Origin of the sequence: Pseudomonas sp., from assembly GCF_026224925.1 — a bacterium.
In the GTDB taxonomy this organism is placed as follows: domain Bacteria; phylum Pseudomonadota; class Gammaproteobacteria; order Pseudomonadales; family Pseudomonadaceae; genus Aquipseudomonas.
In genome coordinates this window covers 1-10,049 of the sequence record NZ_JAMFRV010000379.1, presented here as the reverse complement: position 1 = coordinate 10,049, position 10,049 = coordinate 1, and the positions used below count along the sequence as shown (strand labels likewise).

10 protein-coding genes and 1 pseudogene are annotated in these 10,049 nt (G+C 56.7%); 7 read left to right on the top strand and 4 right to left on the bottom strand.

What is annotated here, in order from left to right:
• Window positions 1–28 precede the first annotated feature (28 nt).
• From M0974_RS16670 to M0974_RS16660, 3 genes and pseudogenes are all read left to right on the top strand, one after another.
• Window positions 29–844: pseudogene (locus tag M0974_RS16670) on the top strand (cytochrome ubiquinol oxidase subunit I); the annotation flags it as partial.
• Between the two features lie 3 nt (window positions 845–847).
• A complete protein-coding gene (cydB, locus tag M0974_RS16665; RefSeq protein ID WP_297838937.1) occupies window positions 848–1,855 on the top strand; it encodes a cytochrome d ubiquinol oxidase subunit II in 1,008 nt (335 codons plus the stop codon).
• A 12-nt stretch (window positions 1,856–1,867) separates the two neighbouring features.
• Entirely contained in the window at window positions 1,868–2,035 is a 168-nt protein-coding gene (locus tag M0974_RS16660; RefSeq protein WP_297838935.1) for a DUF2474 domain-containing protein, read from the top strand.
• Window positions 2,036–2,132: 97 nt separating this feature from the next.
• On the opposite strand, the gene M0974_RS16655 is transcribed toward M0974_RS16660, so the two are convergent.
• Window positions 2,133–3,257, bottom strand: coding sequence for a methyltransferase (locus M0974_RS16655; protein WP_297838932.1), 1,125 nt, complete (start codon window positions 3,255–3,257; stop codon window positions 2,133–2,135).
• Window positions 3,258–3,382: 125 nt separating this feature from the next.
• Window positions 3,383–3,856, bottom strand: coding sequence for a LuxR family transcriptional regulator (locus M0974_RS16650; RefSeq protein WP_297838929.1), 474 nt, complete (start codon window positions 3,854–3,856; stop codon window positions 3,383–3,385).
• A gap of 197 nt (window positions 3,857–4,053) precedes the next feature.
• Between M0974_RS16650 and M0974_RS16645 the strand changes: the two genes are divergently transcribed.
• Window positions 4,054–4,830: a ferredoxin--NADP reductase gene (locus tag M0974_RS16645; RefSeq protein ID WP_297838941.1), complete on the top strand. Its 777-nt coding sequence runs from the start codon at window positions 4,054–4,056 to the stop codon at window positions 4,828–4,830.
• A gap of 63 nt (window positions 4,831–4,893) precedes the next feature.
• Here the strand turns inward: M0974_RS16645 and mscL are convergent, their stop codons facing one another.
• Window positions 4,894–5,343 (bottom strand): large-conductance mechanosensitive channel protein MscL, encoded by a 450-nt coding sequence (mscL, locus tag M0974_RS16640; protein ID WP_297838926.1) that lies wholly within the window; start codon window positions 5,341–5,343, stop codon window positions 4,894–4,896.
• Window positions 5,344–5,538: 195 nt separating this feature from the next.
• Between mscL and radA the strand changes: the two genes are divergently transcribed.
• A complete protein-coding gene (radA, locus tag M0974_RS16635; RefSeq protein ID WP_297838923.1) occupies window positions 5,539–6,906 on the top strand; it encodes a DNA repair protein RadA in 1,368 nt (455 codons plus the stop codon).
• A 244-nt stretch (window positions 6,907–7,150) separates the two neighbouring features.
• The gene (gene mntP, locus M0974_RS16630) at window positions 7,151–7,720 is read left to right on the top strand and encodes a manganese efflux pump MntP (RefSeq protein ID WP_297838921.1); all 570 of its coding nucleotides are present in this window, start codon (window positions 7,151–7,153) and stop codon (window positions 7,718–7,720) included.
• A gap of 51 nt (window positions 7,721–7,771) precedes the next feature.
• Here the strand turns inward: mntP and M0974_RS16625 are convergent, their stop codons facing one another.
• Complete coding sequence (locus tag M0974_RS16625) at window positions 7,772–8,143, bottom strand: PilZ domain-containing protein (RefSeq protein WP_297838919.1); 372 nt, start codon at window positions 8,141–8,143, stop codon at window positions 7,772–7,774.
• A gap of 207 nt (window positions 8,144–8,350) precedes the next feature.
• On the opposite strand from M0974_RS16625, the gene M0974_RS16620 reads away from it, so the two are divergent.
• Window positions 8,351–10,049 (top strand): carbon starvation CstA family protein (locus M0974_RS16620; protein WP_297838917.1); only part of this gene is annotated, 1,699 nt, incomplete at its 3' end.

The following is a 10,049-nucleotide window of genomic DNA, read 5'->3' as shown; positions in this document are numbered from 1 at the left end:
TTAGCGTCATTGGCACAGCGGATCGGGCGGCCGAGATACTCCGCAAATACGCACGATGCTGTCCATGGCCATGTGGATGGCCTTGCTGGTCGCGCCGATTCAAGCGGTGATCGGTGACTTCCACGGCCTGAATACGCTGAAGCACCAGCCGGCGAAAATCGCGGCTATCGAAGGCCACTGGGAAAATGTCGGTAACGAACCGACCCCTTTGATCCTGTTCGGCTGGCCGGACATGAAAGCCGAAAAGACCAAATACGCCGTCGAAATCCCTTACCTGGGCAGCTTGATCCTGACGCACACGCTGACAGAGCAAGTGCCTGCGTTGAAAAGTTTCAAACCTGAAGATCGACCTAATTCGACCATTGTGTTCTGGTCGTTCCGGGTCATGGTCGGGTTGGGCTTCCTGATGATATTTACCGGGTTGTGGAGCCTGTGGTTGCGCAAGCGTGGCACGCTTTATCAATCCCGAGCGTTTCTGTACCTGGCGTTGTGGATGGGGCCAGCGGGCCTGATCGCGATGCTGGCGGGTTGGTTTACCACTGAAATCGGACGTCAACCGTGGGTCGTCTACGGCCTGATGCGTACCGCCGATGCGTCTTCCGGGCATAGCTTCGGGCAGATGAGCCTGACGCTGGGCTTGTTTGTGGTGGTCTACTTCACGCTGTTCGGTGTCGGGCTTGGCTACATGATGCGTCTGGTGCGCAAAGGGCCGATCGTCAACGAAGGCAAGGAGCAGAAGCAAGGTGGTCCTGGCCGGCAACGTACGCCAGCACGTCCTCTCTCCGCTGCCGTTGAAGGCTCCGAAGACGGTGACCCATCCGACAGCCTGAACAAGGGGAACTGAGTCATGGGTATTGATCTTCCGCTAATCTGGGCCGTGATCATCATCTTCGGCATCATGATGTACGTTGTCATGGACGGGTTCGATCTGGGCATCGGGATACTGTTCCCGTTCATCAAGGACGATTCCGAGCGCGATGTAATGATGAACACCGTGGCGCCGGTGTGGGACGGCAATGAAACGTGGCTGGTATTGGGCGGTGCAGCGTTGTTCGGCGCCTTCCCGTTGGCCTATTCAGTCGTGTTATCGGCGCTGTATCTGCCGATCATTCTGATGCTGATCGGTTTGATCTTTCGTGGCGTGGCCTTTGAGTTTCGCTTCAAGGCGACCGAAGAAAAGCGTCATTTGTGGGACAAGGCGTTTATCGGTGGCTCGCTGGCAGCGACGTTCTTCCAGGGCGTGGCGCTTGGGGCGTTCATCGACGGCATTCCGGTGGTCAATCGACAGTTCTCCGGTGGCGCGCTGGATTGGCTGACACCGTTTACGATGTTTTGCGGGCTGGCGCTGATCGTCGCTTACGCATTGCTGGGTTGCACGTGGTTGATCATGAAAACCGAAGGCAAGCTACAAAAACAGATGCATGACTTGGCTCGGCCGTTGGCGATAGCCGTGTTGGCCGTGACCGGTATCGTCAGCATCTGGACGCCGTTAGCCCACGCTGAAATCGCTCATCGCTGGTTCAGCTTGCCGAACCTGTTCTGGTTCTTGCCGGTGCCGGTTTTGGTACTGGTCACCATGTACGGCCTTTTCAAGGCAGTGGCCCGCAATGCCCACTACACACCGTTCCTGTTGACGTTACTGTTGATTTTTCTTGGCTATAGCGGCTTGGGCATCAGCTTGTGGCCGCACATTGTGCCGCCGTCGATCACCATCTGGGACGCCGCGTCGCCGCCGCAAAGTCAGGGCTTTATGTTGGTGGGTACGCTGTTCATCATCCCGTTCATCCTGGGCTACACCTTCTGGAGCTACTACGTGTTCCGCGGCAAGGTCACCCACGAAGACGGTTACCACTAGGGGGATTCGCTGATGTCTGGCAAAAATTCCGTACACGAGCAAGACCCGGCCTTGAAAAAGCCGGTGTGGCAACGGGTCGGGTGGTTGGTGCTGATTTACGTTGGCAGCGTATCGGCCCTAGGCATCGTCGCTTACGGCATGCGCTTGTTCATGAATGCTGCGGGGTTGACGACGCACTAGGGATTAGCATCAACGTCTGTAGGAGCCAACGTGTTGGCGAGACTTAAATTGCCTCGCCAACACGTTGGCTCCTACAGGGATTGTGGCAATCAGTAAATTACTTGCGTGCTTTAAGCACCACAAACTTTGGTGTGGTGGCAATTTTTTCTACGCCGCGAAACAGCTTGGCGAGTTTGCTGTGATAACCCAAGTGTCGGTTACCGACAATGTACAGCGAGCCGCCTACCACCAGCGCATCGCGGGCTTGTTGGAACATCCGCCAAGCCAGAAAGTCGCCGACGACCTGCTGTTGATGGAAGGGCGGATTGCACAGCACTACATCCAGTGAGTCAGCTTCCTGACCGGCCAGCCCGTCAGCTGCGCGCACAATAACCTCCCGCTCACCCAGCACTGCCTGCCAATTCTCACTGGCGGACTGCACCGCCATGAACGACTCATCCACCAGCGTGTAATGCGCCTGCGGGTTGGCCAATGCACTGGCGATCGCCAATACCCCGTTACCGCAGCCCAGGTCAGCCACGCGTGCGGCGCCGAGATCGGTCGGCAGATATGGCAGAAACGCCCGTGTGCCGATGTCCAAACCTTCGCGGCAGAACACGTTGGCGTGGTTGATCAACTCAATCACCGGCTCATCAAGCAGGTAGCGCGTCGGGTAGGGCGACGCCTGCACGCCTTTGAGTTCTGGTGTGGCAAACAACAAACGTGCCTTCTTAACGGCCAATGACGCGTGCACCGGTCCCACGTACTGCTCCAGCAATTCACCCGCCGCACGCGGTAGATGCTTGACCATCGCAGCTGCCACCACCCGAGCGCCTGGGGCTAAATGGCCTTGCAGACGAATCAGTTGTTCTTCCAGAAGGGCCAGCGTTTTTGGCACACGGATCAGCACCCAGTCAAAGGGGCCGGTAAATGATTCATTTGCCGGGATCACGGGTACAGCGTCGAACGGCTGGCCGTTGCGCACGAGGTTTTTTTCCAGCCCCTGCAGCGCAAGAAAGGAGTCGCTGCTGCTGATAACCGTTGCATGGTTGGTCAAGCTGGCGGCCAGTGCGCCAAAGCTGTCGTTGAGCACCAGTACTCGACTGTCCGGGTTCAGCCCTTGTTCTGCCACATGGCTGAGCAGGTATTCATCAGCGGCGTCGAACGCCTGCAGCGGCTCGTCAGGTTGGTCAGGCTGGCGGATGAGGTCGAGCTGAGCAAAGTGGCTGTTAAGCAAAGGCATGGGCACGAAAACTCTTATATCGGCGTATTGCACGAGTGGCCGGATGGCTCGCCGCTCGCAGAAGTTGTCGATTTTACGTGCTTTTCGGCCGATGACCTTCGGTTTTCCTCACCGTCAGAAAAAGCCTACAAAACACCACACATCATGGCTTGTGCGACGGCTGCGGTTTTGTTGCTCGCGCCCATCTTTCGAGCCGCGTTACTCATATGGAAATGAACGGTACGCTCTTTGAGGTTCAGAATGACCCCAATGTCGGCTGCGGTCTTGCCTTCTGCCGACCATCGGAGCACTTCGGTTTCTCTGATCGATAGCGATGGGTGAAGGCGCGCCAAAGGGGTGGTGATGGGCAAATAACGTTTGGTCATGATCGCGAGGAGCCGATTGCTCAGCCAAACAATCTGTTCGGCTTTCTCAACATACTTGGCTGAAGATAGATCGCTATGGTGGCGTGCCTCGGCCAGCATATTTCCAATGCCATCCAGCGCCTGAATAAATTGGTTCCAGCCTTCGGACTGGGTGTGAGAGGGGGCATATTCGCGAACCGCTCCATCAACGGCGGATATCAGTCCCTGTACTTCGTCTGCGTTCCAGTTATCCATTTTGAGCATCCATACTCGTTTTATACGTTTTTCAGTGTAGGGAAAATCTGACAGGCCAGGATTTTATAGTTAGAAGATTTGACTATGGGTGCTCAAGGCTTTCATTTTAAATGCCACTACAAACCGCCGGTGTTTATCGGGGCGGCTTTGCGGGACACTGGGCTCAGTCTTTTCAGCCACCGGAGCCAAAAGCGCACATGACTGCCAGCGCAGAGAAATTCACCCGTCAGACACTGCTCAATGTCACTCCGTTGACCCCGAGTTTGTTCACCTTGCGTACCACGCGCGACCCGGGATTCAGGTTTCGAGCTGGACAATTTGCTCGCCTGGGGGTGACTAAAGCCGATGGCAGCGTTGTGTGGCGTGCGTATTCCATGGTGTCGTCGCCATATGATGAGTTTCTCGAGTTCTTTTCCATTGTCGTGCCAGACGGTGAGTTCACCAGTGAACTCAGCCGCTTGCGCGAAGGTGACACGCTGCTGGTCGACCGGCAGGCGTTCGGCTATCTGACATTGGACCGTTTCGTTGACGGGCGAGATTTATGGCTGTTGTCCACAGGCACGGGTGTCGCACCGTTTCTCTCAATTCTTCAGGACTTTGAGGTGTGGGAGAAATTCGAGCGGATCATCCTCGTGTACAGCGTGCGTGAGGCCCGTGAATTGGCCTATCAGCAATTGATTACGGAATTGAATGACCGGGATTATTTGGCCGACTATGCCGGCAAGTTGCTGTTTTTGCCGACGGTGACCCGCGAGCAACATCCAGGGGCGTTAGCCGGGCGCATCACGCAACTGATCGAAAATGGCGAGCTGGAACAAGCCGCCGGGCTGGCACTGACCCCGGAGCATTCGCGGGTCATGTTGTGCGGTAATCCACAGATGATCGATGACACCCGAAAAATGCTTAAGCTGCGTGATCTGCAGCTCAGTTTGAGCCGGCGGCCGGGCCAAGTCGCGGTCGAGACTTACTGGTAAACCGCAGGCTGCACGCGGACTTGGCGGCCATTGCGTGGGCACGCCAGCCCGCCATGCGGTCAATCAGCCCAGCCGAGTTGGATCGACCGTCAAGCTCTCCAGTGGCTGCCCATTCTGCGCTTTGAGTAGGTCGCGAATTTCACCTAGCAGCACTTCTTGCGGACTTGGGGCCGGTGGCAAGGTCGGCGCTACGGCCTCTTCGCGTTTCAGGCGATTGATCGCCTTGACCCCCATGAAGATCGCAAACGCCACGATGACGAAGTCGATAATAGACTGAATGAATTTACCGTACGACAGCACCACCGCGGGCAGCGTGCCCTCGCCAGGTCTCAAGGTAAATGCCAAATCGCTGAAATCCACGCCGCCAATCAACAGCCCAATCGGCGGCATTACAACATCGCCGACGAACGACGAAACGATTTTACCGAACGCCGCACCAATGATGATGCCGACGGCCATGTCGACCACATTGCCTTTGACGGCGAACGCTTTGAACTCGCTTAGTACGCTCATAGGTTATTCCTTGTTACAGATGAGTTGGTCAACGCAGTGTATGTCAGCTCTACGTTTCGTGCCTTCTAGCCTAGCAATCGACAGGAATTTGTTCGGGAAGTTTTATCCGACCGGTGTATCTGGGCCGGGGCTGCCGGTGATCGCTGAGGTGTAAACCTGCGTTATCATTGCTCCCTTTTTAAGACTGGGGTGGTTATGGCCAAGGCTAAGCGCATGTACGGCTGCACTGAGTGCGGTGCGACTTTTCCGAAATGGGCCGGCCAGTGCGGCGAATGCGGCGCCTGGAACACCTTGGTCGAGACGGTGCTGGAAAGCGGCGCCGCGACCCCGCCCAGCGGCCGCACTGGCTGGACCGGACAGAAAGCGCAAATCAGAACCCTGGCCGAGGTCAGTGTTGAGGAAATGCCGCGCTTCACCACCAACTCCGCCGAACTTGATCGGGTACTCGGTGGCGGTCTGGTGGACGGTTCGGTGGTGCTGATCGGCGGCGATCCCGGCATCGGCAAATCGACCATTCTCTTGCAGACCCTCTGCGCGTTGGCCGAACAAATGCCAGCGTTGTACGTCACCGGTGAAGAGTCGCAGCAGCAAGTTGCCATGCGCGCCCGGCGTTTGGGGCTGCCCCAAGATAAACTGCGGGTGATGACTGAAACCTGTATCGAAACCATTATTGCCACGGCGCGCATCGAACAGCCCAAGGTCATGGTGATCGACTCGATCCAGACCATTTACACCGAACAACTACAGTCAGCGCCTGGCGGCGTGTCGCAAGTGCGGGAAAGCGCAGCCTTATTGGTGCGCTACGCCAAACAGAGCGGCACGGCTATCTTTCTGGTCGGTCACGTCACCAAAGAGGGTGCGTTGGCTGGTCCGCGGGTTTTGGAACACATGGTTGATACCGTGCTGTATTTCGAAGGTGAGTCAGACGGTCGCCTGCGTTTATTGCGTGCAGTTAAAAACCGTTTCGGTGCCGTCAACGAGCTGGGCGTGTTCGGCATGACGGACAAGGGCCTGAAAGAAGTCTCCAATCCCTCGGCGATTTTTCTCACCCGTGCACAGGAAGAAGTGCCCGGCAGTGTAGTGATGGCAACGTGGGAGGGCACTCGGCCCATGCTGGTGGAAGTTCAAGCGTTGGTGGACGACAGTCATTTGGCCAATCCGCGTCGTGTGACCCTCGGCCTGGATCAAAATCGCTTGGCGATGCTGCTCGCGGTCCTGCATCGACACGGCGGCATTCCTACTCACGATCAGGACGTGTTCCTTAACGTGGTCGGTGGTGTAAAGGTGCTAGAAACCGCCTCGGACCTGGCGCTTATGGCTGCGGTTATCTCCAGTTTGCGTAACCGGCCGCTGCCCCATGATTTGCTGGTATTTGGCGAAATAGGCTTGTCCGGCGAAGTGCGCCCTGTGCCCAGCGGCCAGGAGCGCTTGAAAGAGGCGGCGAAGCATGGCTTTAAACGCGCCATCGTGCCTAAAGGCAACGCACCCAAAGAAGCGCCGCCCGGCTTGCAAGTTATCGCGGTTACTCGACTGGAGCAGGCGTTGGATGCGTTGTTTGAGTAATCCACGGCCTGAAATTCAAGTGTCTGTTATAGGACATGTTTTTTTCACGATCTGCTAGGTATAGTGGCCGTCCTCTTTGGGGAGTAGCCTGCTTCTGGTGATGTATTCAGAAGCGTCCGTATCAACATTCTCGGCCATATGCCGTGGTGCGGACACCTTTCGGTTGGTGAGACCATCGACATATCCATGCCAAAAGTCGGGCGTGTGGTCATGTCGTTGACTCATAGCCCGGCTGGTAGTAATCGTGAATCCCATTCCCCTGATATTCCTCGCACTTGCCATGTCCACGGACGCTTTCGCCGCGGCCATTGGTAAAGGCTCAAGCTTGCATAAACCGCGCTTTGCCGAAGCCTTGCGCACCGGTTTGATCTTTGGCGTTATCGAGACAATAACGCCTGTCGTCGGCTGGCTGATTGGCCATGCCGCTTCGCGATTCGTTGAAAGTTGGGATCACTGGATCGCGTTCACGCTGCTGCTGATTCTTGGCCTGCACATGATCTACAACGGGCTTAAAGAAGCGGATGAGCACGACGAAAAGCCGCAGTCGCATTCCTTCATGATCTTGGCCGTCACGGCGTTTGCCACCAGCATCGATGCTTTGGCTGTCGGTGTAGGCCTGGCCTTCGTCGACGTCAATATCGTCGTCGCGGCGTTGGCCATCGGTTTGGCCACCACCACCATGGTCACGATCGGGGTCATGCTGGGCCGGGTGCTTGGCAACGTGGTCGGTCAACGGGCTGAAATTGTCGGTGGTGTGGTGCTGATCATCGTCGGATCGACGATCCTTTATGAGCATTTAAGCGCAGTAGCGTAATACCGCGCAGAATCACGCCAGTCCTACAGTTAGTGATGCGCTGCCTGCGCATCACTCTTGTTGCGCGAGCGCTCTAAGTTCTCGGTCCAGCTCGGCCTGGTCTCCCAGATTCAATTCGATCAGCCTGCGCAAATGGCTGATCGAATCCAGTCCTATGTGCGCGCAAACAAATCCCAGTTGGTCGTTATCCTCATGACTTAGCTCGATGTCCATACTCACGTCGACACCTGCCCCAAGGTGAATGTTGACCTTGAACGGCTGCTTTGGGTCGCCGAGCCAAGGCGCAGGGCGCTGAATGAGCAGACCTTTTAACGACAGGTCGACAAGCTGCACAGGCCAGCAATTCTGGTCTTGGCTGAGTTCTGTTTTGGCATCGAACGCGATGCGTTTAAAACGTCGGCGCTCTGCGTGGGATTCGGTCATGGTTTTGCCCTCTTAATGCGCTGAACTATAGCGCTATAACCGGTGCAGTACCTGCCGGACATTTTTCCTGGTCGTTCGCTAAGCGAGACTGTTCGCGTTTCGTCGGCCAAACGCGGCGCTAGACCATCGTGGGGGGTGGCCTTTCGCGCTGGTGGGGCTAAACTTGGAAGGCTGTTCTTCTAGTCCATTCAGCTGGAAAATAAAAAAATGAAAAATAATAATAGCCTGCTGCGGCATGTGCCCTGGTTAATCCTCGCGGTCATCGGTGCGTGTGCTCTCGGTGTTGTGGCTTTGCGTCGCGGCGAGGCCATTAGTGCGCTGTGGATCGTGGTTGCGTCTGTCGCGATTTATCTAGTTGCTTATCGTTATTACAGCCTGTTCATCGCCACTAAGGTCATGCAACTTGACCCAAGCCGCGCGACGCCGGCGGTGCTTAATAACGACGGTCTGGACTATGTGCCGACCAACAAACACATTCTTTTTGGTCACCACTTCGCTGCCATCGCTGGTGCGGGTCCGTTGGTGGGGCCGGTGCTGGCCGCGCAAATGGGGTACTTGCCAGGCACGCTGTGGCTGATCGCGGGGGTGGTACTGGCTGGCGCGGTGCAGGATTTCATGATTCTGTTCCTTTCCACTCGACGCAACGGCCGCTCACTGGGCGAGATGGTGCGTGAGGAAATGGGCGCGATTCCCGGTTCCATCGCGCTGTTCGGTTGTTTCCTGATCATGATCATCATCCTTGCGGTGCTGGCGTTGATTGTGGTCAAAGCGCTGGCGGGCAGTCCTTGGGGCATGTTCACAGTGTTGGCAACGATCCCGATCGCGATGTTCATGGGCGTGTACATGCGCTTCATCCGTCCGGGCCGGATTGGCGAGATCTCGTTGGTTGGGGTGATTTTGCTGTTGGCGTCGATCTGGATGGGCGGCCAAGTTGCGGCTGATCCGGTCTGGGCCAAAGCCTTCACCTTCACCGGTGTGCAGATCACCTGGATGTTGGTCGGTTACGGCTTCGTCGCTGCGGTATTACCGGTTTGGCTGTTATTGGCGCCACGGGATTACCTGTCTACCTTCTTGAAAATCGGCACCATCCTTGCGTTGGCCATCGGCATCCTGATCATTTCGCCTGAGCTGAAAATGCCAGCGTTGACGCAGTTTACTGACGGTACGGGTCCGGTGTGGAAGGGCGCTCTGTTTCCGTTCCTGTTCATTACCATTGCCTGCGGTGCGGTTTCGGGTTTCCACGCGTTGATCGCGTCGGGCACCACGCCGAAGCTGCTCGATAGCGAAGCCAACTCCCGTTACATCGGCTACGGCGCCATGTTGATGGAGTCGTTCGTAGCGATCATGGCCATGGTCGCAGCTTCAGTGATCGACCCTGGCGTGTACTTCGCCATGAACAGCCCGGCAGCGATTGTCGGCGGTGATGTGGTGACCGTTGCACAAACCGTCAGCAGTTGGGGCTTCGCAATTACGCCCGACGCGTTGATTGCTGTGGCCAAAGACATTGGTGAGACCACGGTCTTGGCCCGTGCCGGTGGCGCGCCAACCTTGGCGGTCGGTATCGCGCAGATCCTGCACCAGGTATTGCCTGGCAAAGACACCATGGCTTTCTGGTACCACTTTGCAATTCTGTTTGAAGCATTGTTCATCCTGACGGCGGTCGATGCGGGCACCCGTGCCGGTCGATTCATGCTGCAGGATTTGCTCGGCACCATGGTGCCGTCGCTTAAACGTACTGACTCATGGCCTGCCAACCTGATCGCCACCGGCGGTTGTGTAGCGATGTGGGGCTATCTGCTGTACCAAGGCGTGATCGACCCATTGGGCGGGATCAACACCTTGTGGCCATTGTTTGGTATCTCCAACCAGATGCTCGCCGGTATCGCGTTGATGCTCGCCACCGTGG

Bases quoted from the DNA above. Each gene is read 5' to 3' on its own strand.
- M0974_RS16650 (WP_297838929.1), bottom strand. From the start codon at position 3,856: ATGGATAACTGGAACGCAGACGAAGTACAGGGACTGATATCCGCCGTT.
- M0974_RS16660 (WP_297838935.1), top strand. From the start codon at position 1,868: ATGTCTGGCAAAAATTCCGTACACGAGCAAGACCCGGCCTTGAAAAAG.
- M0974_RS16655 (WP_297838932.1), bottom strand. From the start codon at position 3,257: ATGCCTTTGCTTAACAGCCACTTTGCTCAGCTCGACCTCATCCGCCAG.
- radA (WP_297838923.1), top strand. From the start codon at position 5,539: ATGGCCAAGGCTAAGCGCATGTACGGCTGCACTGAGTGCGGTGCGACT.
- M0974_RS16645 (WP_297838941.1), top strand. From the start codon at position 4,054: ATGACTGCCAGCGCAGAGAAATTCACCCGTCAGACACTGCTCAATGTC.
- cydB (WP_297838937.1), top strand. From the start codon at position 848: ATGGGTATTGATCTTCCGCTAATCTGGGCCGTGATCATCATCTTCGGC.
- M0974_RS16625 (WP_297838919.1), bottom strand. From the start codon at position 8,143: ATGACCGAATCCCACGCAGAGCGCCGACGTTTTAAACGCATCGCGTTC.
- mscL (WP_297838926.1), bottom strand. From the start codon at position 5,343: ATGAGCGTACTAAGCGAGTTCAAAGCGTTCGCCGTCAAAGGCAATGTG.